Source organism: Lawsonibacter faecis, assembly GCF_014287675.1.
Classification (GTDB): Bacteria; Bacillota; Clostridia; order Oscillospirales; family Oscillospiraceae; genus Pseudoflavonifractor; species Pseudoflavonifractor faecis.
The window spans coordinates 318,616-342,789 of record NZ_JACOPQ010000001.1 but is presented as its reverse complement, the minus strand read 5'-3'; the positions used below and the strand labels follow the sequence as shown (position 1 = coordinate 342,789).

Genomic DNA, 24,174 nt, shown 5'->3' with positions numbered 1-24,174 from the left:
CGGAGCGGAGTTCGATGCAGAGCGGCAGGGTAATAGACATGACCACCGCGCCTTTCTGTTGGAGTGGTATTATTATAGGTCTGGGGATGGGAATTGTCAACCGGGGCGGGCGTGTGGGAAAAAACGCAGGGCGGCCCCTTTAGGGCCGCCCTGCGCAGATGGGGCGGTACATCCGGAAAGCCGCGCCCGGTAAAAGGTCCGCGCCGGAATTATCCGGCGCGGACCTTATTATCAGACGATTACTCGGCTTCCTCAGCCATGGCCTTTGCCTCGGCGATGGCCTTCTCCTGCGCCTGGGGAGTGGCATCTTCGTAGCGCACGAAATGGAAGGTAAAGGAGCCGCGGGACTGGGTGAGGGAGCGCAGATCGATGGCATAGGTGCCCATCTCGGCCATGGGGACCTCGGCCTCTACAATCTGGTTGCCCTCGCCGTCGGGGTTCATACCCATGACGCGGCCGCGGCGCTTATTCAGGTCGCCGATGACGTCGCCCATGTAGCTGTCGGGAATGGTGACCTTCAGCTCGCCGATGGGCTCCAGCAGGACGGGGCTGGCGTCGGGCATACCGGCTTTATAGGCCACCTGGGCGGCGGTCTTGAACGCCATTTCGGAGGAGTCGACGGGGTGATAGGAGCCGTCGAAGAGGGTGGCCTTCAGGTACACCACAGGGTAGCCGGCCAGCACGCCGTGCTGCACCGCGTCCCGCAGGCCCTTTTCTACGGCGGGGAAGTAGTTCTTTGGCACCGCGCCGCCGAAGACCTCCTCGCAGAACTCCAGCTCCTCGCTCTCGCCGGGCTCAAAGCGGATTTTGACGTCGCCGAACTGACCGTGGCCGCCGGACTGCTTCTTATGGCGGCCCTGTACCTCCACCTTCTTGCGGATCTTCTCGCGGTAGGGCACGCGGGGGATGGAGAGCTCGGACTCCACGCCGAAGCGGCTCTTCAGCTTGGACACCAGCACGTCCATCTGCATATCGCCGGTGCCGGAGACCACCATCTGGTGGGTCTCGGCGTTGTTGACCCAGTTGAAAGTCAGGTCCTCCTCGTTCATGCGGGTGAGGCCGGCGGCGATTTTGTCCTCCTGGCCCTTGGTCTTGGGGGTGATGGCCACGGAATAGCAGGGCTCGGGGAAGGGAATGGCCTCCACCTTGACCACCTTGCGGGCGTCGCAGAGGGTGTCGCCGGTTTTCAGCTTATCCATCTTGGCCACGGCGCCGATATCGCCGCAGGAGAGCTCCTTGACCTCGTCGGCCTTCTTGCCGGTCATCACATACAGGCGGCCCAGCTTCTCGGTGGCGCCGGTGCGGGCGTTGACGATGGGCATATCCGGCTTCAGGTTGCCGGAGAGAACCTTCACATAGGAGTACTTGCCGTACTGGTCGGAGACCGTCTTGAAGACGAAAGCGGCGGGCAGGGCGCCGGGGGCGGCCACAAACTCGCTGAGATCGCCGTCGGCGTTTTCGGCGGTCAGGGGCTGGCCCTCCAGGGGGTTGGGGAGCAGCTCCACGATGGTGTCCAGCAGCATACGGGTGCCAAGCCCGGAGACAGCGCTGCCGCAGACCACGGGGAAGAGGCTCAGGTCCTTGACGCCCTGGCGAAGCCCCTGGATCATCTCGGCATAGGTGAAGTCCTCACCGCCGAAGTACTTGTCCATGAACTCCTCGCTGGTCTCGGCCACAGACTCCTTCAGGGCATCGTAGAGCTCGTCCAGAACGGGGAGCTTGTCGGCGGGGACGTCGATCTCCACCCGCTCGCCCTTGGGACCGGCCTCAAACGCGCGCTTGTGGAGCACGTCGATGATGCCGATGACCTTCTTGTCGGCGTCCCAGATGGGGGCCACCACGGGCGCGATGTTCTTGCCGAAGCGCTCGCGCAGGGTGGCGAAGGCGGCGTTATAGTCGGAGTTCTCCTCATCGGTCTTGGAGATGTACACGATGCGGGGCAGCTTCCGCTTGTCGCAGAGCTTCCAGGCCTTCTCGGCGCCCACGCTCATACCGCCCTTGGCGGAGCAGACGAGGACGGCGGCGTCGGCGACCTGCAGGGCCTCGATGACCTCGCCGGAGAAATCGAAATAGCCCGGTGTGTCCAGCACATTGATTTTACAGCCGTTATATTCCACCGGGGCGACCGCCATGGAGATGGAAATCTGGCGCTTGGTCTCCTCGGGATCGTAATCGCACACAGTGTTGCCGTCGGTGGTCTTGCCCAGGCGGGCAGTGCCGCCGGTCAGGTACAGCATACTCTCGGCCAGGGAGGTCTTTCCGTTTCCACCATGCCCCAGCAGGCAAATATTACGGATGTTTTGCGCGGAATAGCTCATAATTTATTTCCTCTCCTTACGTGTGGGATCTATAGAACGCCCCATTGGGGGCGGGCGCGCCTATATTAGGCATTATACACCAAGGATAGGGGGCTGACAACTGGAAATTTAGAAAAATAGCTTAAATGCTCTTGGGGATTCCAGTTTATAAAAACTTTATGGAAAATTGGGCCTTTCTTGACTCCGGACGGATAGAATGGACCCCGTTGGGAAGACAAAACAAGTGAGAAAGGAAATGAAAATAATGAGACGAAAACTGCTCTCCCTCCTCCTTGCGTGCGCACTGGCCATAGGGCTTTCGGCGCCGGGCCTTGCGGCGGGAGGAGGGGAAACCCTGCCCGCCTTGGGGCGGACTGTCCACGGCTTCCGGGTGACGGACCGGGGGACGCTGGACGCCGCCGGGGCGGAGACCGTCACCCTGGTGCATATCAAATCCGGGGCCACCGTATACTTCATCGCGTCGGACGACCCCAACCGGGCCTTCGACATCACCTTCCGCACCCCCGCGCTGGACGACCGGGGCATCCCCCACGTCTTTGAGCACGTGACCATCTCCGGGTCGGACAAGTACCCCTCGCCCAACCTTACCTTCCCGGTGTTCAACCAGACCTACAACACCTTCGGCAACGCGTTTACCTATGACAATATGACCACCTATCCCCTGGGCTCCCTGTCGGAGGACCAGCTCCTCAAGCTGATGGACTACTATATGGACGGCCTCTTCCACCCGCTGATCCGCACGGAGGAGCGGCTCTTCCGGCGTGAGGCGTGGCGATATGAACTCCTCAGCGCCGACGCGCCCCTGACCCTGACGGGGACGGTCTACAGCGAGATGAAGGGCTCCGTGGACCTGGCGGGGCAGGCCTCGTTCAACCACGAGAAGACCCTCTTCCCAGGCTCCATAGTGGGCAACAACTCCGGCGGCGACCCCGCCCGCATCCCGGAGCTCACCCGGCAGGACCTGCTGGACTACCACGAGACCTATTACCACCCCTCCAATTCCCTCATCATTCTCTACGGGGATTTGGACCTCAACCGGATGCTGGAGTGGCTGGACCGGGAGTACCTCTCGGAATTTGAGCGCAAGACGACTGCGGTGGACGGCGGGGCCATCGCGCCCCTGGCCGCGCCGGTGTCCGGTCGGTACGAGTACCCTGTGGAGGAGGGCTCCGCCGCCGCCGCCGTGGCGGACTACGGCATGGCGGCCAACGGAGCGACCGGGGAGGAGCGCATCGCCCTCTCCGTCCTGGCGGAGATTCTGAACCACCCCGGCTCTCCGGTGATCCGGGCCATACAGACCGCCCTGCCCGGAGCGTCCCCCTTCATATTCTTCGACGACACCTACGCGCCCTATGTGACCTTCGGAGCCGCCGGCGTGGCCGAGGGCGGAGAACAGACCCTGAAATCCGCCGTAGATACCGCGCTGGCCGGCATCGTCCGGGACGGCCTGGACCGGGAAGCTGCGCAGGCGGTCATCGCGGGGCTGCAGATGGACAATTTCACCTGCATGGAGCGGTCCAACGCGGGCATCTACCTGGCGCTGGACGTGGCCCAGCACTGGGCCGGCGGCCAGGGGCTGGACTGGCTGAACCGGTACGGCGCGGCCCTTGAGAAGCTCCGGGCCGGGCTGGACAGCGGCTGCCTGGAGGAACTTGCCGCCAAATACCTCATCGGCAACCCCCACAGCGCCCTGACCCTCACCGTACCAGTCCCCGGTCTCCGGGAGCAGGAGGACGCCGCCCTGGCGGCGGAGCTGGCCGCGAAAAAGGCGGCCATGACCGAGGCGGAGATTGCGGCGCTGATACAGGAGACAGCCGACTTCACCGCCTGGTCCACCCAGCCCGCCCCGGCCGGGCTGGTGGCCTCCCTCCAGGCCCTTACCGTGGCGGAGCTGCCCGAGGAGGTGCGGGAGATCGCCGTGGACGAGAAGACCGTGGCCGCTGTCCGCTCCCTGGCGGCGGAGGCCGATGTAAACGGCGCGGGACGCACGGTGATTTACCTGGACCTCTCCGGCGTGAGCGCCGACATGCTGCCTTGGGTGAGCCTCTACGCGGGGCTGATGGGCAGCCTGGACACCGCGCAGTGCACCGCCGCCCAGGCCGCCGGGCGCGTGAGCCGCTACCTCCCCGGCCTTGCCGTGGTGCCCAACGTGGTGGAGCGCCGGGACGGGGAGCGGCTGACGCTGACCCTGGACTGGACGTCCATGACCGGGGAGGAGCAGGAGGGGCTGGACCTCTTGAAGGAGCTGCTCTTCGCCACGGACTGCACGGATACCGCCGCGCTGAAGACCCAGGTGGGCCTTATTCGGCAGAACGCCGAGCTGACGGCGGCCGCCTATCCGCCCGGCATCCAGTTAAACCGGGCGATGGCCCGATACGGGACGGCGTACGCCGCCCTCAATCAGATGACCGGGCTGGAATACGCCGCTTTTCTCAAGGACGTGGAGGCCCTGCTGGAGAGCGGCCCGGGCCGGGTGAAGGAGCTGCTGGAAGCGGCCCGAGCCCTCCTCCATGACAAGACCGGCGCACTGGACATCTACGCGGGCAGCGGCGAGGCAATCCGGGCCCACCGGGCCAATATGGAGCGGTTCTGGGGGGATATCCCCGCCGGGGAAAGGCCTGCCGCCGATTGGGGCGGGCTCAGCGTCCCGGCGGCCCGGGAGGGCGTGGTTATGGACACCAACATCCAGTACAACCTGGCGGGGGCCGGGGCGGAGGCCTGCGGCATCGACGGCAGCGGCAGCGATCTGGTGCTCTCCCAGGTCATCACCGACCGCTATCTCTTCCCCACCCTGCGAAACGACCTGGGCGTATACGGCCCCTATTTCATGGTGGGGGAGATCGGCGCGTTCCTCACCACCTACCGGGACCCCAACGTGAAGGCCACCTACGACGCCTACGACGCTCTGCCCCGGTGGGCGGAGGCGGAGGAACTGACCCAGGCGGAGATGGACGGATATATTTTAAAGACCTACTCCTCTGCGGCCCTGCCCTCCGGGCCTCTGGCGGAGGGGGTGAACGCGGCCAAATACGCCGAGCGGGGCAGGGGGACGGAGGACAGGCTGAGGCTCCTGCGGGAGATCAAGGCCACCACTCCGGCGGATCTGAAGGCGATGGCGCCGGAGCTGAAGCGGCTGGTGGAGGAGGGCGCGCGCTCCACTGTGGGCGGCAGCGCCGTGCTGCAGGCCAACGCCGGACTGTTCGACACCGTGTTCGCCCCCTTCGGCGCGGCCGCGCCCCTTACCCGGGGCGCGCTGGCGGAGCTGCTCTGCGGCGGCGTGGAGACGGCCAAAGCCGCGGGCCTCCTCCTGGGGGACGGCAGCGGCGATCTGCGCACCGATGAGGCCGTCACACGGGAGCAGCTGGCCGTGATCCTGTGGCGGCTGGCGGGCTGCCCCGAGGCGGAGCCGGTTCCGGTCATCAGCGACGGCGCTTCCCTGTCCCCCTGGGCCAGGGAAGCGGTGAACTGGGCGGTCGCCGACGGACGGCTGAGCCTGGACACCGGCGGCGAGGTCCGGCCCGATGGGACGGTTACAAAGGCTGATTTGGGACTATAACATGAAAATCTGAACGCCTCCCAATATACGGACAGGAGAAAAAATCCAATATACGGATACAAAAGGCTTTAGCGGGAGCGGCGCAGCGCAAACGGTGCCGCATCTGTCTTCAATTGGGTGCGCTCGTAGTTATAGAAGTGACCATATCGGTCAATCATTTTGTGTTCGGGCTGGTGGCGTGGAATTGGCGGCCCGGACGGTCTTGGTATCGATGCACTTGCTGCCCTAAATTTTGACACAGTCTCTTTCTGCGTATCGTCAGGTATCAGACCATATTTTTTCATAATTCTGATTGCTCTGCGGCAGAAATGCTTCTTCGTTTTGATATCTTCTTGTCATATAACAACTCCCCCCTGATGTAGTTTTATTTGTCTACATCAGGGGGGAGTTCTTTCGCTTGGTTTGTGGGAGAGCAGAGTCATCCCGATGCGCCCGCGTGCACCTCTACAGCAGTTGGAGCACCCTGAGGATGGACCTCGATCCGTGGACGGCCCGGTACGCCTCCTCGGTGTAGACCCTGAGCGCGCCGGTGGGGCAGACCCGGACGCAGGCGGGCTCCATGCCGTGGGCCAGGCGGACGGAGCAGCCGTCGCACTTCTCCATCTTGCCCTGGCTGTTGAAGGAGGGGACGCCGAAGGGGCAGGCCATGGCGCAGGAGTGGCAGCCGATGCAGTTCTGGTTGTCGTAAAGGGTGAAGCCGGTCTCCGCGTCCTTGGCGAGACAGGCGGAGGGGCAGGCCGGCACACAGGGGGCGTCGGCGCAGTGCATACAGGAGAGGGACGCGCAGACGCTCTCCACGCCTGCGCTGTCACGGCGGTCCACGCAGAACACATTGCGGAAGGGAAGCTCTCTGTCGGGGTCGATGTCGTTCTGGTCCATGCAGGCCACCGCGCAGGCGCCGCAGGCGGAGCATTTCTCCATATCCAGGTCCAGATACAGCTTCATCTTGGCATCATCCTTTCTCCCCGTCCGGCGCGGGGCACTTCTCCATGTCGCAGCCGATGCTCTTGTAGGCGGGGAAGCCGGTGCAGGGGTCCAGCCAGTCCGCGGGGAGGAGGGCGTTGACGTTGGCCTTCTCATAGCCGTGGAACAGATGGACGGTCCCCGGGAGCACGGTGGAGGTGGGGTTTACCTTGACGCAGAGGGAGCCGCCGTCGGTGGTGAGGCGGACCGTGTCTCCCCGTTCCAGCTCCAGGCGGGCAGCATCGGCCAGGCTGATGTCCGCCATGGGCTCCGGCCGGAGGCTGCGCAGCCAGGGTACCTTATGAAGCCGCGAGTGGAGGGCGTTGGGCAGGCGCACGCCGGTGGCAAGGATGAATTTCCGCCCGCCCTCGGGGCGGCGGAGGTTCTCGGGGTAATTGGGCACCGGGTTCACGCCGCACCGGGCCAGCAGGGTGGAGCTGAACTCAAATTTGCCCGAGGGGGTGGGGCACCCCTGCGTCCGGGTCAGGCCCACCCGGGGCGGACGGGCCTCCGGAGTCATGACGGGGAACTCGCTATCCTTCAAGCCGGCCACCGAGATGCTCAGATCCTGGAGAATATAGTCGATGGCGGCCTCATAGCCCTGGCAGAGGAGGGTATCCTCCGGGGTGAGCCGCCGGGCCAGATCGGTGATGATATCGGCATCGCTCCGGCTCTCGTAGAGCGGGTCGATAACGGGCTTGGTATAGAAGGAGTGGCCGGAGGGGTAGACCCGGTACTCGCCCCGCTCAAAGGAGGTACAGGCGGGCAGAACGATATCGGCGTACCTGGTGCAGGGGGTCTCAAAGAGGTCGATATCCACGAAGAAGTCCAGCTTTTCCAGGGCCCGGCGGAGCTGGTCCGTGTCCGGGAACATGAGAAGGTTCATCCCGCAGGCGAAGAGCGCCTTGACCGGGTACGGCGTCCCCTCCAGTATCTGGCGGCTCAGGTCCATGGCCTGAAATTCGTCCTGGAACAGATTCCACACGGGAAAGCGGTCCGCGCCGATGCGCGTCCGGTCCCCGGCGGGGCGGGTAGCGGTGGTGTACTCCCGCTCCCGGGTGGCGAAGCCGGCGGCCTGGTAGTTGTAAGTAAAATGGATGGGAATATTGCCGCCTGGGCAATCGTAGTTCCCCGTCAGGGCCAGGAGGGCGAGAATGGCGCGGTAGTTCTGGAAGCCGTTCCTGTGCTGGGTGATGGGGGAGGCGCTCTGGTGCATACAGGCCGGGCCGCCCGTGGCGATGAGCTCCGCGGCGGCTGCCACCAGTTTGGGGGCCACGCCGGTGATCTCCTCCACCGTCTTCAAGTCGAACTTCTGCACCTCCGCCCGGTATTCCTCAAAGCCGGCGGTGTGCTTCTCCACGTAGTCCATGTCGGCCCAGCCGTTGTCCAGGATGACCTTGGCGATGCCCAGGGCCAGCGCGCCGTCGGTGCCGGGCTTGAGCTGCAGGTGCAGATCGGCCATCTTGACCGCCGGAGTGATTTTCGGGTCCACAATGAGCAGCCTGCCGCCCCGCTCCTTGAAGGCCTGCATCCCGCCCACCGACAGGTGGCCGGAGTAGTGTGGGCCGTATCCCCAGCCGATGTAAGTGGCGGCGCGGTCCAGATCGGGCACGGCGAAGGAGCCGGTGGTGGCGGCCCACGCCATGAAGGTGGCGTCGAAGCAGACGCTGGACTCAGTGCCGTAATTTACCGACCCGAAGGAGTAGGCAAAGCGCTTGAGCAGCGTACGGTACCACTTGGTATATCCGGAGAAGAAGGCCACCGCGTCGGCGCCTTCCTCTCTGCGGACGGCGTCCAGGCGGCGGACGATTTCGTCGTAGGCCTCGTCCCAGGTGATGGGCACGAATTTCCCCTCGCCCCGCCTGCCCACCCGCCTCATGGGGGTTCTCAGCCGGTCCTCCCGGTAGATATACTCCCGGTTGGCCGCGCCCTTGGTGCAGAGCAGGCCGTGGTTGTGGGGATGTTCCTTCGTGCCCTCCACCTTGATGACCCGGCCGTCCAGCACATAGGCGTCCACGCCGCAGTGGTTGTCCGGCGTACAGATGTCGCAGAGCGTATGCCTGACCGTAATGCCCGTCTCAGGGCAGGGTATCTTTGCTTTGCGCAGCTTTTCCAGTTCCGTCATTGCACTTCCCCCTCCAGCAGTTTGATAAACGCCCCGTCCACGCCGGAGCGGCGCAGCTTCTCCAGCAGCAGGATGTCCGGCGCGCCGCCGCCCCGGAGCTGCCTGAGCAGGAGGCCTCTCACAATGCCGCTGATCTCCTTGCAGTCCAGAATATTGACGCACCGGAGCTCTCCGCCGTCCGTCGTGGCCTCCAGCCACAGACCGCCGTCCCGGCGGCTGTAGACCCGGTGCTCGCCCGGAAGGCCCCTGTCCCCCAGGCTGATAAAGTCCATGTCCATGAAATGGGTGATGTTATGCACCAGATTTCCCTCATAGACGTCCCTGACGCCGGCCATGGAGGCCCCGGCCACGTCGCCCTGCCGGCCCGCGTTGGCCCAGAGGCCCACCGCCTGGGGGACGCCGGTCTGGAGATTGGTGCAGGAGGCGCAGTCTCCCGCAGCGTAGACGCCGGGGACCGACGACTCCATGGTCTCGTCCACCAGAATGCCGCCCCGGTCCCGGCTGAGGGCTCCGGGGGGCAGAAGCTCCAGATTGGGCCGGGTGCCGATGCACAGCACCGCAATGTCGCATGCCACGCAGGACCCGTCGGACAGGAGGACGCTCACGCCCCCCTCGGAGCGGTCCCGGAGGCCGGAGATGCCCCGGCCGAAGGCCAGAGCCACCCCCGCGCGCTCCAGGCGGCGCTCAATCTCGGCGGCGACGGTGTCGAAGGCGGCCAGGGGGAAGATATGGGGGGCCATATCGCTGAGGGTGCAGTCCACGCCCCGCTGCCGCAGCAGCTCCACAACCTTGATGCCCACCATGGAGGCCCCCACCACCACGGCGGACTTTACGTCCCCCCGCTCCAGACGGGCGCGGAGGCGGCGGGCGTCGTCCATGGTGCGCATGGTATAGGCGCTGGGGCTGTCCTGCCCGTCCATGGGCGGCACAAAGGCCCGCGCGCCGGTGGAGACCAGCAGCTTGTCGTAGACCGCCGCGCGCCCGGATTGGCTGCGCACCTCCATGTCCGCCGGGGAGACCAGGGAGACGCGCCCGGGGTGTACGGTCAGGCCCAGGTTCCGGGTTATGTTCTCCAGGGAGCCGAAGGGACAGCCCGCCTCCTCGGGCAGTCTGCCCGCGGTCACGTAGGTGGTGAGCATGGGGTTCTCCGGTGCGCGGCCCGTGTCGGTATAGACGTGGATCTCGCCGTTGAAGCCGTTCTCCCGCAGGGACCGGGCGCAGTGGTAGCCCGCGCAGCCGAAGCCCACGATGGCGTATCGCTCCACAAGATCACTCTCCTTCTATGCAGATTTTCCGCCAGAGGCGAAGCGGAGCGCCGCCCCCACTGCCGGGCGGCGGCGCTCACGCAGGTATGTCGCATCAGTGCCGGAACAGCTCGCCCAGGCCCACGTCGTCCCGGATGGAGAGTGCGCGCAGGGCGCACCACAGGGAGGCCTGGTTGCTGGTCACCACCGGCACGCCGAAGTCCCGCTCCAGCATGGGGATGCCGTCCGCAACACCCAGGCCCGTGCAGCTGACAAAGAGCACGTCGGCCTCGGGGCACATGACCTCTCCGGACAGGCGGTACATCTGGTTGAAGGTGGTGGCGGGCATACAGTTGGGCTCGGTGTAGCCCAGCCCCCGGATGCTCAGCACCTCAAAGCCGTTGTCCTCCAGGAATTTCCGCTCCGCCTCGTCCACGGCGGCGGAGTAGGGGGTTGCGACGGCCACTTTTTTTGCCTTGAGCGCCTTCAGCGCCTGGAGGACGGCGGTGGAGGTGGTCAGGGAGGGAATGCCGCCCGCGGCGGCCTCCATCCGCCCGCACAGCTGCGCGTCGTACCCGGCGCCCTTGATGAGGCTGCCGGTGGTACAGCCGAACATCAGCAGGTCAGGCCCGGCGTGGGCGAGGAGCCGGGCGGCGTCCTCCACCTGGGCCCCCAGGGCCTCCAGCCCAGTCCGGTCCACCTTCTCAAAGAGGAGGCGCTGGGTCAGGGTGGCGACCCCGTCAGGGGCATATTTGTGGAATTCATACTCGGGCGCGGCGCCGTTTACCGGGATAATGAGGCCGATTTTGGCCCTCCAGCCGTAATACATATCCGTATCCTCCCCTTATTCGCCGCAGAGGAGGGGGCTGATGGCGGCGATATCGCCGCACGCTTCCAGCTCCGCCAGGGCGCGGGCCGCCCGCTCCAGCCGCTCGCCGCGGAGCGTGGGGGCCGCCTGTACCTTGAAGCGCTCGATGAACTCCTGGTGGGTGAGCATATTCCGGGGATGGCCGGGGTGGCAGTCCATACTCTCGCTGTACTGCCTGCCGTCCCTGGTGGTGATGGTCAGCTTCTTGGTGGGGAACTCGCCGTTCTGGAAGCCCTTGAAGCACAGCCCCAGGTAGTGGGGGTCGCTGGGACCGCCGTGGACCTTGGCGGCCAGCTCCAGAATTTTGGGGTCGGTGAGCTTGGCGCGGTCGAACCAGCCGGGTCCGGGGGTGGGCTCCAGCAGATAGGCCGCCAGCATGAAGGGGGCGCTGAACTGGGCCTGGGTGAGGGAGTTGAAGCCCTCGGGGGAGAAGTACATCCGGCCCACGGTGGGGGGATCCAGCTCAATATCCGCGATATCCTCCGGCTTGATGCCGTTTTTGGTGGTAATGTTGTGGGCCAGCTCAATGGGAGTCTGGAGCCACATATTGGCGGGCCAGTGCTTGATGAGAACCTCCATCATCAGCCAGCGGGTGCCCAGATCCCTGGTGTACCAGTCCCGCTGGGGCTCGGGGGTCATGTGGTAGTCGAAGGAGTAGGTGTCGTCAAAGCAGTCCATGTAGTTGTCCACGCCCGCCTTGGCCGCCATGGCGGCCAGAATGCCGTCCTTGGCGCGGAAGCCGTGCTCGAAGTGGTAGGCGTCGGACATGGTGATATGATGGAGATTGCTCTGTATGGGACAGCAGAGGACGCCGAAGCCAAAGGCCTGGTTAATCTGCTCGGCGCTCAGACCCATGAGCTTGGCGGCTGGCACCACCCCGGCGAAAACCTGCCAGGAGGTGAGGCCCCAGCCCTTCATGATGTCCCAGTCCCTGGGGGGCTGAACCACCATGGCGATGCGCTGATAGACCTCATAGGCGGCCACCACGGCGGTGAGAAACTCCTTTCCGGACTTGTGGTGTGCCTCAGCCGCCGCCCAGGCCACGGGGATGACGCCAGCGGAGGGGTGGCCGGTCCAGGAGCAGTCCTCCCAGTCCAGAATGTCGGCCATGGTGCTGTTCGCGAAGACGGCGCTGGTCATGCTGACCTTGGACCCGTCCACCCAGAGGGTGGCCTCCGGCTCACCCACGCCGCAGGCCTTGCCGATGGCGATGGCCTTATCGGTCATGGGCAGCCCCTTTGCCCCCAGGGAGACGCCGATGGTCTGCATGGTAAAATGCTTGGCCCGCTCCAGGACCTCGGGAGGGATGTCCTCATATTTCAGGCTGGCCGTGAACTCGGCCAGGGTCTGTGTGTAGTTGGTGGTGATATCCTGCGCGTTTACTCTGAAACCCATAGTGTTTTCCTCTTTTCTGAGTCGTGTTTTGATGTTTTGGCCCGGTCTGCCTGGCGCTGGGCGAAATAGGCCCGGCAGATCTCCGCGGCCAGGGGCAGCGCCAGCCCGACGGCCCCGTCGTGGGTATAGAGAATGGACTCCTCCTCCGTCTCCCGGCCGGGCAGCGCGCCGGAGAGGAGCCCGGCCAGATCGCCGCGGATGGACTTCTCCCCGGCCTGGGAGAGGCCGGGCACGGCACGGAGCCGGGGGAGATCGAAGTCCCGGCAGCCCAGCACCCACTTGTCGAGCTGGCCCGGCAGCTCGGGGGGGAGGGCGTTGTGCAGCGTACAGGCCACGATGGTGACGCCGGGTGCCAGCCACTCCGCCAGGAGGGCGGGGGGCTGCTCCTCCCCGCCGCAGACGATGAGATCCGCGGCGGCGACGGCCTCCTTGGTGGTCCGTGAGAAATAGACGGGGGATTCCACACGGTTGTGGAGCAGGGCGCGGCAGCGCTCCACACCCGCCCTGTCGCCGCAGAAGATGTTGATGCAGTTGGGCTCGAACAGGGCGTCAAAGGCGCTCACGCTCTGGAGCAGGGCCGGCCCGGACCCAAGAAAGGCGATGTGGCGCGGCGGCCTGCGGCACAGCCGGCTGGCCGCCAGGAGGCTGTGGCCCGTCCGGGCGGCCAGCTGGAGAAGGGGCCGGAGGGGCAGCAGCAGCCTGGGTGCGCCGCTCTCCCGCTCCGCGGCGCAGAGAACGCCGGCGCCGCCGTCCGGGCGGAGCCAGCCGGTCAGCAGCAGGCCGTCCTCACCGCCGGTGAGAAGGCGGAAATCCCCGGCGGCCGCCTCCTCACGGAGGGGCGGGCGCTCCGGTCCGGAGAAGAACCGCTCCGCCGCACGGAGGAGCATCGGGAGCGTGACCAGGGAACCGGCCTCGTCCTCGCTGAGATAGGGGATGGCTGCGCTCTCGGCCATGTGGGATCAGTCCTTCCTGTCGGGCTGGTGATATTGGTAGCGCAGTACGGCCAGGCGCAGCAGCAGCAGATCGTCGATCTGCCGCAGGTCGAATCCGGTGATGTCCTTGACCTGCCTGAAGCGGTACTGCAGGGTGTTGCGGTGGAGGAAGAGGGCGGCGGCGGTATCGCTGACGCTGGTGTTGTGCTCAAAGTAGCAGACAAGGGTCTCTATCAGCCCCTCCTCGCCCGCCGCCCTCAGCTTGTCGATGACGCTGTCCCGGAGCATATCGGCCGCCCCGGCGCTCAGCCCGGCGGCCAGCCGGCCCAGGCGCATATCCTCGTAGTAGTAAATCCCGTCGGCGCCCTTGGTCCGGCCGCCGATGTCCATGGCCAGAATGGCCTGGTCGTAGGACAGATTGTAACGGGTGAACTCCCGCTCCTCCGCGCTGACGCCGATGAGCAGAGGGATGGCAAAGCGGCTCCGGGCCTGGTGTGCGAAGTGGTGAAGGGCTTTCTCGGTTATCTTCCTCCTCCGCTGGGCGTCGTTGTGGCACTCGGAGGCGGAGAGGACGATGATCTTCTCGGTGTAGAGCTCGCAGAGCATATCCTGATCGTGAGGGAAGGCGGCCTTGACCATGGCGAAGAGCTCCCGGCGGATTTTTGACAGGGCCAGCGGCTCCTCGTTTTCAAACCGGGCGAAGTCGGGCCGGATGACGGCCACCGTCCTGGGCAGGTGGAGGTCCAGGCCGTAGAGCCTGCCCCGGTCCTCCACCCGCCGCTCGTCGCCGGGCTGGCCGAGGACCAGATTGGCGATGAAGGTGTTTTTCTCGGCGGTGAGGAGCTGCACCTCCTCCTGGGCCCGCTTGCGGTCCAGCAGAAGCTTGAGCATGAGGGCGGCGGTCTTCACATGGAGCTGGAGCTCCTCCGGCGGCCCGATGAGGCCGATGAGGCCGATGCACTCTCCCTCGTACTCAATCTTCTCGCCGCTGCCCAGGATAACCCCCTCCGGGATGTCCCAGATGCCGTCGGGACTCAGGGTCTCCACCGGCTGGCGGCCCTGGATAATCTCATAGGCCGAGGGGTGGAACTGGTTGAGGCGGGAGGTGTCGCTGCTGCCGATGATGTAGCCGTTCACGTCGGTGATGGTCACCCGGTAAGGCAGGGCCTCCTCCAGTGTGCGGATAAAGGGCTGTACGATCTTATGTGTCAGCAGCATAGCAGAGCTCCTCCCAGTTTGAATGCGCCGATGTCCTTCCCCCGGTCAGCCGCAGAAGCGGGCCAGGACCTCTTCTCTGGAGAGACCGCCCATGCCCAGGTTTTCCAGGGTGCGGCCCCGGGCGTAGAAGTCGTCCCCGGTGACGGCGGAGAGGAGGTTGACCATGCTCTCATACAGCGGCACGGCGACGCCCGCCGCTCTCGCCACGGAGATAAACATACAGATGAGCAGCGGAATGTCCTCGGTGATATAGCGGTGGTCCAGACTGCCGGGCCCGCCCATCTGGCGGAAGTAGCGGTAGGTCTCGTCGTGCTCGTCCAGAATGCCCTCGAACATCTTCCGGGGGGAGGGTGCGGGGGTGAAGCCCAGGGCCTCGAAGACCGAGCGCTTCTCCTCCCAGAGGCGGTCCACCAGCCGTATGAAGCCGGGACTGACGCCGTCCTGAAAGAGGTTAAAGGCGCCGCCGCTGTTCTCAATGGCCGCCGCGTTCAGCACCGCGCCCGCCGGGTGGGTGATGAGGTTGGGGCCGTTAAAGGCGGCGAGGAGGATGCTCTTTGCCGGGGTGAACTCCCAGACCTCCCGGAAGGCCTCCGCCAGGCGGGGAGTGTCCCTGGGAGGGAAGGCGGCGATGGCCTTGGGACCGAGCGGGAGGCCGATGGTGGCGGTCCTGTCCTCCGACAGGCGGCAGGGAAAGAAATTGCCCCCCACCTCGCCCAGCAGCACGCCGGATCTGCCGCATGCGTCGAAGACCCTGCGGTAGACGAGACTGCCGCAGTTGCCCGCGCCGATGAGCACGCTTTTGCTCTCATCCAGGTAGGGGGCGATCATCCGGGCGACCTCCTCGTCCCGGTTGGAGATGGTGCAGCAGATAATGAGCTCGGCCGCGCCCACCGCGCCGGCCACGTCGCCGGTGATTCTGGCGGGGGTGCCCTCCCCACGGGCGAAGCCGGCCAGCCTGATGGTGCCGATGCGGGCGCTCTCATTCAGCATATCGGCGTAAGCGCTTGAGTCGGTGAGGCAGACCTCGTGCCCCTTCTGGGCCAGCAGGGCGGCCAGGGCATGGCCGGTGCTGCCGCAGCCCACAATTGTAATTTTTTTCACTTGGGATTACCTCCAATGATTGAGAAGAACGAAGTTGACTGCGCCGGTCAGGTGAAGCCAAGCAGACGGGGCAGCCACATGGAGATTTGCGGCACAAAGGCGCAGACCAGAGCGAAGGCCGCCATGCTGACGATGAATGGCACCGCGCCCTTCGCCACATTGGGCAGCGACTCCTTTGCCACGCCCATGGTCATGAACAGGCACATGCCGAAGGGGGGCGTCAGGTTGCCCAGCTGGCAGCAGAGGATACAGATGATGCCGAACTGTGCAAAGTCCACGCCGAAGTTGGTCAGGGTGGTGGCCAGGATGGGGCCCAGGATGTAGGTCAGCGGAATGATATCCAGGAACATTCCCAACACCAGGAAGATGACGATGAGCAGGATGAGGAAGACAAAGCGGCTGGAGATGTTGGCGGAGATGAAGGAGGCCACGGCCGCGGGGATTTGGTTGGCGGCCACGAACCAGCTGATGGCCTTCGCGCCGGCCACCAGCATCAGGATGCCGCCGCCGGTGACGGCCGCCTGGCCCGCGGACCTGAGCAGGTCCGGGAGCTTGATGGACTTGTAGAAGAACAGCTCCACCAGGGAGACATAGACGATGGAGATGACCGCCGCCTCGGTGGGGGTGGCGAAGCCGCCGTAGATGCTGCCCAGCACAATGACAGGGTACAGAATGGCCAGTATGCCGTTCTTGAAGGCCTTGACGCTCTCGGCCCTGGTGTAGTACTTGCGGTCGTCAATTTTGGCCTTACGGCAGTAGAAGACCACCATGACGCACCAGATGAGGGCCAGGAGGACGCCGGGCACAAAGCCGGCGGTGAACTGCTTGGCCACCGAGGAGCCCATGGCCACGCTCAGGTTGACCATGGGCACGCTGGGCGGGATCAGAATGCCCAGTGTGCCGCCGGCGCAGACGATGCCGCAGGCGAATTTCTTGGGGTAGCCGGCCTTGAGCAGCGCGGGGATCATGATGGCTCCGATGGCCACGATGGTGGCCAGGGTGGTGCCGGTGATGGCGGCGAAGAAGGCGCTGGCGACCACGGTGGAGATGGCCAGACTGCCCCGGAAGCGGCCGAAAATCACTTGTATCACGTCGATGAGGCTCCGGGAGGTCCCGCCGTTGGCGGCGATGCCGCCGGAGATAATGAACAGGGGGACCGCAAGACTGGTAAAGCTGTCCAGCCCGCTGAAGAGCTGCTGGACCAGGATGGTGGGATCAAACCCGGCAAAGGCGGTGATGCCCAGGGCCGCGGCCATATACATGACCAGGGCGATGGGGATGCCCGCAAAGAGGAAGAGCAGGAAGCAGGCGCCTAAAATACCCCACATAACGTCACTCCCCCTTTTCCTTCAGCTCTTCAAACTTCTCCTGGTCGGAGAGCTTGCGGTCGTCCGCGGCGCGGAACTGCTGAATATAGTCATAGGTGCCGATAAGCATCCGCAGGGCCAGGCCCAGAATGCCCACGGTCATGATGAGGTACAGCACCCAGGTCTGTATGCCCAGAGTGGTGGTCTCCATGCCCAAAAACTTGATGTTGACGGTGTTGCGCACGGCGGCAATGCCCAGCCACAGCATGAACAGCCCGCTTGCCAGGTTGGTGACGAGCCGCAGCAGGGCGGCCTTTTTCTTGCTCAGCATGTCGGGAATCAGGGTCAGCTTGGTCAGGCGGTCCTCGCTGGTGGCGACGCAGCCCGCGTAAAAGGTGGTGCAGATCAGGATGGAGCGGGCGAACTCCTCCAGCCAGGTCAGGCCAATCCCGCCGAATGCGCGGTTGACGATGGTGTAGAAGATGACGATGGACAGCAGCAGGAAGATGCCGCCCAGCAGGTACTGCTCGATGAGGTCTATCTTCTTGTAAACGCGTTTGATCGCACGATACATTGTCCCACTCGCTTTCTCTCGGGGCGGCCGTTACTTGCCGCCGGTGATGATTTCCTGTATCACGTCATAGGTGGCCCTGCACCCCTCGTTTAGATTGGCGTACTTTTCGGAGACGTCGGCGGTGGCGTCCTTGAAGGCCTGGCGCTCCTCGTCGGTCAGGTGGGTGATGACCATGCCGTAGTCGTTTTCGGCGGTGGCGTAGTACTCCTCCAGCAGGGAGCTGTAGCGGTCCCGGGCGCCGTCGCCGGCGGCTTTTACGGCGTCCTCCAGCGCCTTCTGCTGGTCGGCGGAGAGCTTGTTCCAAACGCTCAGGTTGACGATAGCGGCCAGGGGCTGCATAGTGTGGTTGGTGTCGGTGTAGTACTTCTCAACCTCCACGTACTTGTTGGGGACCAGGTAAGCGATGCCCAGGTCCTCGCCCTCCACCATGCCCTGGGAGAGGGAGGTGTAGAGCTCGGTGATGGGGACCACGGAGGTGTTGCAGCCCAGGGCGGTGAAGAGGTCGGTATACACCTCGCCCTCCAGCACGCGGATTTTCATGCCGTGCATATCCTCGGGGGTGTGAATCTCGCGCACGGTATTGGCCACGGCGCGGTCGTTGCAGTTCATAAAGCCCAGGAAGTGCAGGCCCTTGGCCTCAAAGGAGGTGGAGAAGACGTCGTAGAACGCGTCGGTGTTGACCACCTCCCAGAACTGGTTTACGTCATTAAAGAGGAAGGGGACGTTCATCACGTATGCCTCGGGGATGACGGTGGCCAGCACGGAGGTGCTGATGATCTGCATCTCCACGGTGCCGGTCAGCACGCTCTCAAACACAGGGCGCTCCGCGCCCAGCTGGTTATTGCCGTAGAGCTGGATATCCAGGGAAGCGTCGGCGGCGTCCACGGCGGCCTTAAAATCCTTGGCGGCCAGATCGGTGCCGCCGCCCTCGGCATTGGTGTGGGACACCTTAATGGTGACGGCCTGCGAGGGCTTGGAGGAATCGCCGCCGGCGGGCGAACCGGCGGGCTGGCCGGACTGACATGCGGACAGGGAGACGAGGAGCAGGGAGGCCGCGGCTGCGGAGGAGATAAGGGTTCGAAGCTGCTTCCAGGTATGTTTCATTTCATAGTCTCCTTTTTTTCATTTCTTAGTTCCCCGGCATAGGCGGAAAAGTGAGCAGCTTTTCTGACGCGGCACCGGAGATATATTCGCCCGCCCAATTACTATGCTTAATAATTCGACACAACCGCCCTGAACTCCTCTGGTCCTAAGACTAAATTCGACATAATATTACGGCAAATTATTAGTCTTAAGAATAAAAAGAAAAAATGAGAACCGCCGTGGTGCGCCGGAACAGATTTTGCGGCGATAACAGGGGGCGATTTGTACTTCTGCACAGAGGGAAAAGGAGGAGGGTTGTAGAATTAATTATATGAGCAGCAAAAACTGACGCGTTATTTGTCAAATACGCCCGGAGAAACCGTCTGACCAGCGACCAAATCCCCAAGCCGATTCAGCGTCGGGCCGCCCGGGAGGGCAGAAGCGGTATTCATCCGCACAAAAATACGATTGGAGGTGTTTTTCCATGTTTTATCAGTGCCGCATGGGCGAAAACACAATGGAAGACGTGATGGACAAGGTTAATATCCGGGAGCTCATTGAGTTTGAGCGGTATTGCAGGGACTATATGCACTGGGATGAGATGCGTACCTGCTACCATGACGACGCCTATGTGGTGGTCTCCTGGATGAAGGGCGGCGTGGATGCGTTCATCGAGGGGTCGCGAAAGCGTCCCGCCCCCGCCAAGCACAAAATTTTTGATACCCTGGTCTGGAAAAACGGGGCCCGCGCCGTTGTGGAGTGCATCACCGCGATCCAGATCCGCTGTGAGGTGGACGGCGACACCGTGGACCTGTCCACCCATACCAGGCTCCACTACCGGGTGGAAAAGCGCGATGGACTCTGGAAAATTGTCACCATGGACGCCGTCTACGAGAAGGACACCATGAAGTCCGCCTTTACCGACGGCACCTTCCACGCCAGCCGTGAGGAGCTGGCCAGGTTCCGGCCCACCTATGCCAACATGATGCTCCGCCAGGTGAAGTACGGCGGCGTGCCCAACGGCGAGATGGCCGGCGAGGATCGGCCCGAGAGCGTCCGGAAGCTCTACGAGGAGAGCAGCCGCTGGCTGGGCGTCTGAACAAAAAAGCGCCCCCGGGAGAAAAATTTCTCTCCCGGGGGCGCTTTATCGTACTATCGATCCTCGGCGCTGCCGCCGATCCGGGCCTCCAGCTTCTTTTTCGCCCGCCGCAGGGTGTTGTCCACCGACTTGACACTGCACTGGGCAGCCTGGGCAATCTGCTGGTAGGTGAGGCCGTGGAGATATCCGGCGAAGACCGTCTGTTCCAGGGGCGTGAGGGCCTCCGCGATGAGATGGGCCAGCTTCTGCCGCCGCTCACCCTGGAGGAGTATGGTCTCCGGCTCGCACTCCGCCCCGTCGGCGGGGATGCTCAGGAGCAGACCGCTGTCCTCCCCGCCGCCCGCGGCGTGATCGATGCTGACGCTGGAGTTGAGCGGCTGGTGCTTCTTCCGGCTGGAGGTCCTCACCGCCGTCAGAATCTGGCGGGTGACGCACAGGTCCGCGAAAGCGATGAAGGAGACGTGCTTCTCCAGCGAGAAGCCCCGCACCGCCTCCAGCAGGCCGATCATACCCTCCTGAAAAATGTCCTCCCGCTCACCGCCGCTGAGGAAATAGGGGCGCGCCTTGGCGTGGACAAAGCGGGTGTACTTGGCCACCAGCAGATCCTCTGCCCGGCGGTCGCCGCCGGCGGCGGCCAGAGCCAGCGCCTCGTCGGTGGGGACGGCGGCGGGTTCTTCCTTCGGCTGCATACGGATGCCCCCTCCTGTGGTAAATGTCGAACTGTGTCTGATTAACTCTATCAGGCCCCAAATCAAATGTCAATCGCATAAAATCACCCATAGGCAATGGTCCCCCGGCGGCCTCAGGGCCGCCGGGGGACGTTCATCGCTCAGTCGGGCCGGGGACGGCTATGGACGCAGCTGCGAGTCCGCCACCTCCGCGGCGAACGGGATGGAGTCTGCGGCCCCCCTGCGGGAGACGGCGATGGCCGCCGCCTTTGCCGCAGAGGAGAGAGCCGCGGAAATATCCGTCCGGTCCTTTACGAAGGATGAGAGGAAGTAGCCGGTAAAGGTATCGCCTGCGGCGGTGGTGTCCACGGCTGTGGCGCGGAAGACGGGCTGGGTGAGCGACTCCCCGCCGAAGCGGTAGCGGGAGCCGCTGCCGCCCAGTGTGAGGACCAGCCGGGTGCTGGGGCAGCGCCGGGCCAGCGCGTCCAGAATCGCGTCCGGCTCGGCGCTGCCGGTGAGGGCCTCACCCTCCACCTCGTTGAGGATGAGAAGGTCCGCCTCCTCCAGAGGCCAGTCCCGCATGGCCGGGTCGACGGGGGAGGGGTTGAGGGCCACGGTCAGCCCCCGTGACCTGGCGGCGCGGAGGATGCCGGGCACGTCGCGGACCTCATTCTGGAGGAGAAGCAGGTCTCCCGGGCCGAAGGGGGCCAGCGCGGCGGAGACGAAATCGCCGTCCAGGGTGGCGTTGGCCCCGGCGTAGATGACGATGCAGTTCTGCCCGCTGCCGTCCACCTGGATAACGGCGTGGCCGGTGGGGGAGGCGCAGCCCTCCGTGAGGGCGGTGTCAAGGCCGTTTTCCGCGCCCAGAGCCGCCAGGGCGGGCAGATCGGCGGCGGAGACTCTGGCGGCCAGGTGGACGTCCGCCCCCGCCCGGGCCAGCGCGAGGGCCTGGTTGAGCCCCTTGCCGCCCCAGTGGCGGCGGTAGCCGGCGCAGGCGATGGTCTCTCCGGGCCGGACGATGTGGGGAACCTGATAGGTGTGGTCCAGATTGACCGAGCCGATGCAGAGGATCTGATTCATCTCTGAAACCTCCTTCAGCGGGAAATGCTGCAGGGCACGGAAAATTCATTGTGGAAGCTCTGGTTCTACAGTCCATATACGCTTAGTTTACCGGGACAAGGAGACGAAGTCAAATGTTTGATCAAAGAAATCATGTGCCATATAGAGGGAGCTTCGGCCGCGGCAGAAGGAATGTCTAAAATAGAGTTGTTTTGCCGCTGGATTCAGGTTATGATAGCAATACACTGAAAACGGAGGCGTACGGTATGAAACTTCTCATTGTAATTGATATGCAGAACGACTTTATTGACGGGGCGCTGGGGACCGCCGAGGCGGTCAAAATCGTGCCCGCCGTGGCGGACAAGCTGGCCGCACGCCGGTCGGAGGGCTGGAAGGTCCTCTTCACCCGGGACACCCACGGGGCTGACTATCTGGACACCCAGGAGGGCAGGCGCCTGAGCGTGCCCCACTGCATCTGGGGCACCGAGGGGTGGCAGATTACCTCCTCCCTGGACGTTGGGGACGCTGCTTTGGTGGACAAGCCCACCTTTGGCTCTCTGGACCTGGCGGAGGCTGCGGCCAATTTGGGCGAGCCGGAGGAGATTGAGCTGGTGGGTCTGTGCACCGATATCTGCGTCATCTCCAACGCCATGATTTTGAAGGCGCGCTTCCCCGAGGCGCGGGTTCTGGTGGACGCCGCCTGCTGCGCGGGCGTCACACCCGAGAGCCACGAGAACGCCCTCAAGGCCATGCGGGGCTGTCAGGTGGATGTGATTTAAATCAGAGACGGCAGGAGGCAGCTCCCAATTGGGAGCTGCCTCCTGCCATTTATATTCACGGACGAAACAGCCGCGCGAGAAAGAAGCTGCGCCTGCGCCGCCGGTCCGGCGGGGGAGGCCTGACCGCGGCGCGGTAGTCGTCCAGTTGGTAAACCTTGCAGCCGGATGGTCCTCCGCCCTGCTCACGGACGGAGCCGCATACGAGGCAGACCCCGCCGTCCGGCAGATCTCTCACCGGACGGACAGGGATGGAGCAGCGCCCCACAACGCAGGTGGAGCGGCCCTGAGCGGGGCTGGTGGAGCGGGCTGCCGCCATATTCATCCGCCTTTCTGATTCGGTCAGTATTTGAGTTATCAGGGCATCAGGCCGGTATCCTTCAGAAACTGGTCCACCGCGGCACTGTCCGCCTTGGAGGCGTCCAGGGGCAGGGTAAAGAGGGCGTGGGGACCCTCATACCCCTCGACAAAGGAGATGGCCCCGTCCTCCGCCATGGCAAAGGTATCGCTGCCTGCGGAGAGCTCCTGCCCGACGGCCAGATAGACGGTGTGGTCGGCAAAAATCTCAAGGCTTTCGCAGTCGAAGAGATAGTAGGCCACGCCGCCGCTCAGGAAGGAGGTATAACCGCCGCCCAAGGTCCAGGCGTTGACCATGTGGGGCTGAAAGCCCGCCACCAGGGGGGAGAGGTGGAAGGGGGCATCAAGATTTTCCAGGGGCGTGCCGTCGGTCCTGGCCACGGAGACGACCGCATAGGTGCGTGCCGCGTCCACGTCCTGGGCGTACTTGGAGATGCCCGCTCCGCTGACCAGTCCGCCCAGGGTAAAGGTATAGCCCTCCGACTCGGCTGTCTGGTTGGACAAGATCGCCCCGCCGCTGGCAAAGGCATCGGCCAATACGGGGTCATCGTTGTGAGCGGCGACATCCTTTGGGGTGAGCAGGTACACGGCGGCGGCAGCGGATACGATCAGAGCGACCGCCAGAGCGGCGGCCAGCAGGCCGGTTTTGAAAGTGCGTCTGGGCTTCATAAAAACAGTCTCCTTTTTTGTTTGCTGCCCTGCCGCCCGTGTGAGTTTTTGAATGGTGTCTTGCCGGAAGCCCTCGCTCAGTTCGATCCGGTCCAGTGCGGCGCGGTAGTCGTCACGGTTCATGAGGCGTCCTCCTTTAGCAGTTCCTTCAGCTTCTCCCGTCCCCGGGAGAGCCGCGTACCCACGGTTGAAGCAGGCAGTTTCAGAATTTCCGATATTTCCTTGATGGAATAGCCTTCATAGTAGAAAAGATGGATGACAGCGCTGTATTTGCTGGGGAGGGCCTGTACGGCCGAAAGGAGCTGGGGGACGTCCTCCTGGGCGGGCAGCTCCACCTCGTCGAGGGGGAGATTGTTCCGCTCCGCCGCCCTGCGCACGTCGCTGGCGCGGTTCAGGGTGGCGCGGATGAGCCAGGCTTTTTCGTGGCCCTCATCCCGGAAATGAGGGCGCGCGGTCATCAGCTTCAAGAAAACCTCCTGGACCACGTCCTCCGCGTCTGTGGGCGGGAGACGGGTCAGCGCCAGCTTTTGAAGCATCCGGCTGTACTGGTCGACGATGCGGCAAATGGATTCATTGGTACCAAACGAACTCACTTGCCTCAACCCCTTTCACCTATAACACGATCCGGCAGGCCGTTTTTTCCCACCGGAAGCAAATAATTTTTAAACGGATCTCCATCCTACTCCATTTATACAAGTGCGTCTATCGCTGCCGTGTCTATAGACCGAGGAATATATTACCAAAACCGTGGTGCGACTTTTCACTTGCTATTTGCCATGCGTTACCTTAAAATATTTCCAAGGGACAAAAAACGCCGCGTTTCGACGGTATATCCTGACAGAGGATGTTGAGTAAGAGACAG

The 24,174-nt window shown here is 64.0% G+C and carries 20 protein-coding genes; 3 read left to right on the top strand and 17 right to left on the bottom strand.

Annotated elements, in window-relative coordinates; all coding sequences use genetic code 11:
• Window positions 1-239 precede the first annotated feature (239 nt).
• On the bottom strand, window positions 240-2,318 hold the full coding sequence (locus tag H8S62_RS01575; protein ID WP_155144950.1) for an elongation factor G: 2,079 nt from the start codon (window positions 2,316-2,318) through the stop codon (window positions 240-242).
• A gap of 244 nt (window positions 2,319-2,562) precedes the next feature.
• On the opposite strand from H8S62_RS01575, the gene H8S62_RS01570 reads away from it, so the two are divergent.
• Complete coding sequence (locus H8S62_RS01570) at window positions 2,563-5,874, top strand: insulinase family protein (protein ID WP_186918264.1); 3,312 nt, start codon at window positions 2,563-2,565, stop codon at window positions 5,872-5,874.
• A gap of 444 nt (window positions 5,875-6,318) precedes the next feature.
• Here the strand turns inward: H8S62_RS01570 and H8S62_RS01565 are convergent, their stop codons facing one another.
• The 11 genes from H8S62_RS01565 to H8S62_RS01515 form a co-directional block, all read right to left on the bottom strand.
• On the bottom strand, window positions 6,319-6,819 hold the full coding sequence (locus H8S62_RS01565; RefSeq protein WP_155144954.1) for a 4Fe-4S dicluster domain-containing protein: 501 nt from the start codon (window positions 6,817-6,819) through the stop codon (window positions 6,319-6,321).
• A gap of 7 nt (window positions 6,820-6,826) precedes the next feature.
• Entirely contained in the window at window positions 6,827-8,962 is a 2,136-nt protein-coding gene (locus tag H8S62_RS01560) for a molybdopterin-containing oxidoreductase family protein (protein WP_186918263.1), read from the bottom strand.
• Window positions 8,959-10,227, bottom strand: a complete 1,269-nt coding sequence (locus H8S62_RS01555; RefSeq protein WP_155144958.1) for an FAD-dependent oxidoreductase — start codon at window positions 10,225-10,227, stop codon at window positions 8,959-8,961. The genes H8S62_RS01560 and H8S62_RS01555 overlap by 4 nt, the downstream gene beginning before the upstream one ends.
• Before the next feature lie 94 nt (window positions 10,228-10,321).
• Window positions 10,322-11,035 (bottom strand): maleate cis-trans isomerase family protein, encoded by a 714-nt coding sequence (locus H8S62_RS01550; RefSeq protein WP_186918262.1) that lies wholly within the window; start codon window positions 11,033-11,035, stop codon window positions 10,322-10,324.
• A gap of 15 nt (window positions 11,036-11,050) precedes the next feature.
• On the bottom strand, window positions 11,051-12,469 hold the full coding sequence (locus tag H8S62_RS01545; RefSeq protein WP_186918261.1) for an MmgE/PrpD family protein: 1,419 nt from the start codon (window positions 12,467-12,469) through the stop codon (window positions 11,051-11,053).
• Window positions 12,454-13,422, bottom strand: a complete 969-nt coding sequence (locus H8S62_RS01540; RefSeq protein ID WP_186918260.1) for a Rossmann-fold NAD(P)-binding domain-containing protein — start codon at window positions 13,420-13,422, stop codon at window positions 12,454-12,456. Before H8S62_RS01540 ends, H8S62_RS01545 begins: the two co-directional genes overlap by 16 nt.
• Before the next feature lie 6 nt (window positions 13,423-13,428).
• Window positions 13,429-14,619, bottom strand: coding sequence for a helix-turn-helix domain-containing protein (locus H8S62_RS01535; RefSeq protein WP_155144966.1), 1,191 nt, complete (start codon window positions 14,617-14,619; stop codon window positions 13,429-13,431).
• Between the two features lie 45 nt (window positions 14,620-14,664).
• Complete coding sequence (locus H8S62_RS18455; protein ID WP_155144968.1) at window positions 14,665-15,720, bottom strand: NAD/NADP octopine/nopaline dehydrogenase family protein; 1,056 nt, start codon at window positions 15,718-15,720, stop codon at window positions 14,665-14,667.
• A 47-nt stretch (window positions 15,721-15,767) separates the two neighbouring features.
• On the bottom strand, window positions 15,768-17,048 hold the full coding sequence (locus H8S62_RS01525) for a TRAP transporter large permease (protein ID WP_155144970.1): 1,281 nt from the start codon (window positions 17,046-17,048) through the stop codon (window positions 15,768-15,770).
• Between the two features lie 4 nt (window positions 17,049-17,052).
• Window positions 17,053-17,601 carry a TRAP transporter small permease gene (locus H8S62_RS01520; protein ID WP_155144972.1) on the bottom strand — a complete coding sequence of 183 codons (549 nt, stop codon included), beginning with the start codon at window positions 17,599-17,601 and terminating at the stop codon, window positions 17,053-17,055.
• Window positions 17,602-17,631: 30 nt separating this feature from the next.
• The gene (locus H8S62_RS01515; RefSeq protein ID WP_155144973.1) at window positions 17,632-18,705 is read right to left on the bottom strand and encodes a TRAP transporter substrate-binding protein; all 1,074 of its coding nucleotides are present in this window, start codon (window positions 18,703-18,705) and stop codon (window positions 17,632-17,634) included.
• Window positions 18,706-19,168: 463 nt separating this feature from the next.
• Here H8S62_RS01515 and H8S62_RS01510 point away from each other — a divergent pair, with 463 nt between their 5' ends.
• Complete coding sequence (locus H8S62_RS01510; protein WP_243141670.1) at window positions 19,169-19,783, top strand: nuclear transport factor 2 family protein; 615 nt, start codon at window positions 19,169-19,171, stop codon at window positions 19,781-19,783.
• 53 nt (window positions 19,784-19,836) lie between these two features.
• Here H8S62_RS01510 and H8S62_RS01505 read toward each other — a convergent pair whose 3' ends face one another.
• Entirely contained in the window at window positions 19,837-20,472 is a 636-nt protein-coding gene (locus tag H8S62_RS01505) for a sigma-70 family RNA polymerase sigma factor (RefSeq protein ID WP_155144976.1), read from the bottom strand.
• A gap of 159 nt (window positions 20,473-20,631) precedes the next feature.
• Window positions 20,632-21,531, bottom strand: a complete 900-nt coding sequence (locus H8S62_RS01500) for a ribokinase (RefSeq protein ID WP_186918259.1) — start codon at window positions 21,529-21,531, stop codon at window positions 20,632-20,634.
• Window positions 21,532-21,776: 245 nt separating this feature from the next.
• Between H8S62_RS01500 and H8S62_RS01495 the strand changes: the two genes are divergently transcribed.
• Window positions 21,777-22,289: a cysteine hydrolase family protein gene (locus H8S62_RS01495; protein ID WP_155144980.1), complete on the top strand. Its 513-nt coding sequence runs from the start codon at window positions 21,777-21,779 to the stop codon at window positions 22,287-22,289.
• Window positions 22,290-22,344: 55 nt separating this feature from the next.
• Here the strand turns inward: H8S62_RS01495 and H8S62_RS01490 are convergent, their stop codons facing one another.
• From H8S62_RS01490 to H8S62_RS01480, 3 genes are read right to left on the bottom strand one after another with little or no spacing between them, the layout of a single operon-like run.
• The gene (locus H8S62_RS01490) at window positions 22,345-22,605 is read right to left on the bottom strand and encodes a hypothetical protein (RefSeq protein WP_155144982.1); all 261 of its coding nucleotides are present in this window, start codon (window positions 22,603-22,605) and stop codon (window positions 22,345-22,347) included.
• Between the two features lie 38 nt (window positions 22,606-22,643).
• Entirely contained in the window at window positions 22,644-23,435 is a 792-nt protein-coding gene (locus tag H8S62_RS01485; protein WP_155144984.1) for a hypothetical protein, read from the bottom strand.
• Window positions 23,432-23,905, bottom strand: a complete 474-nt coding sequence (locus tag H8S62_RS01480) for a sigma-70 family RNA polymerase sigma factor (protein ID WP_173023785.1) — start codon at window positions 23,903-23,905, stop codon at window positions 23,432-23,434. The genes H8S62_RS01485 and H8S62_RS01480 overlap by 4 nt, the downstream gene beginning before the upstream one ends.
• Between the last annotated feature and the right edge of the window lie 269 nt (window positions 23,906-24,174).

What these genes read in the sequence shown, in the direction of transcription:
- H8S62_RS01490 (WP_155144982.1), bottom strand. Translation starts at nt 22,605, where the DNA reads ATGGCGGCAGCCCGCTCCACCAGCCCCGCTCAGGGCCGCTCCACCTGC.
- H8S62_RS01515 (WP_155144973.1), bottom strand. Translation starts at nt 18,705, where the DNA reads ATGAAACATACCTGGAAGCAGCTTCGAACCCTTATCTCCTCCGCAGCC.
- H8S62_RS01520 (WP_155144972.1), bottom strand. Translation starts at nt 17,601, where the DNA reads ATGTATCGTGCGATCAAACGCGTTTACAAGAAGATAGACCTCATCGAG.
- H8S62_RS01535 (WP_155144966.1), bottom strand. Translation starts at nt 14,619, where the DNA reads ATGCTGCTGACACATAAGATCGTACAGCCCTTTATCCGCACACTGGAG.
- H8S62_RS01545 (WP_186918261.1), bottom strand. Translation starts at nt 12,469, where the DNA reads ATGGGTTTCAGAGTAAACGCGCAGGATATCACCACCAACTACACACAG.
- H8S62_RS01575 (WP_155144950.1), bottom strand. Translation starts at nt 2,318, where the DNA reads ATGAGCTATTCCGCGCAAAACATCCGTAATATTTGCCTGCTGGGGCAT.
- H8S62_RS01565 (WP_155144954.1), bottom strand. Translation starts at nt 6,819, where the DNA reads ATGAAGCTGTATCTGGACCTGGATATGGAGAAATGCTCCGCCTGCGGC.
- H8S62_RS01560 (WP_186918263.1), bottom strand. Translation starts at nt 8,962, where the DNA reads ATGACGGAACTGGAAAAGCTGCGCAAAGCAAAGATACCCTGCCCTGAG.
- H8S62_RS01525 (WP_155144970.1), bottom strand. Translation starts at nt 17,048, where the DNA reads ATGTGGGGTATTTTAGGCGCCTGCTTCCTGCTCTTCCTCTTTGCGGGC.
- H8S62_RS01505 (WP_155144976.1), bottom strand. Translation starts at nt 20,472, where the DNA reads ATGCAGCCGAAGGAAGAACCCGCCGCCGTCCCCACCGACGAGGCGCTG.
- H8S62_RS01500 (WP_186918259.1), bottom strand. Translation starts at nt 21,531, where the DNA reads ATGAATCAGATCCTCTGCATCGGCTCGGTCAATCTGGACCACACCTAT.
- H8S62_RS01510 (WP_243141670.1), top strand. Translation starts at nt 19,169, where the DNA reads ATGTTTTATCAGTGCCGCATGGGCGAAAACACAATGGAAGACGTGATG.
- H8S62_RS01495 (WP_155144980.1), top strand. Translation starts at nt 21,777, where the DNA reads ATGAAACTTCTCATTGTAATTGATATGCAGAACGACTTTATTGACGGG.
- H8S62_RS01550 (WP_186918262.1), bottom strand. Translation starts at nt 11,035, where the DNA reads ATGTATTACGGCTGGAGGGCCAAAATCGGCCTCATTATCCCGGTAAAC.
- H8S62_RS01540 (WP_186918260.1), bottom strand. Translation starts at nt 13,422, where the DNA reads ATGGCCGAGAGCGCAGCCATCCCCTATCTCAGCGAGGACGAGGCCGGT.
- H8S62_RS01485 (WP_155144984.1), bottom strand. Translation starts at nt 23,435, where the DNA reads ATGAACCGTGACGACTACCGCGCCGCACTGGACCGGATCGAACTGAGC.
- H8S62_RS01570 (WP_186918264.1), top strand. Translation starts at nt 2,563, where the DNA reads ATGAGACGAAAACTGCTCTCCCTCCTCCTTGCGTGCGCACTGGCCATA.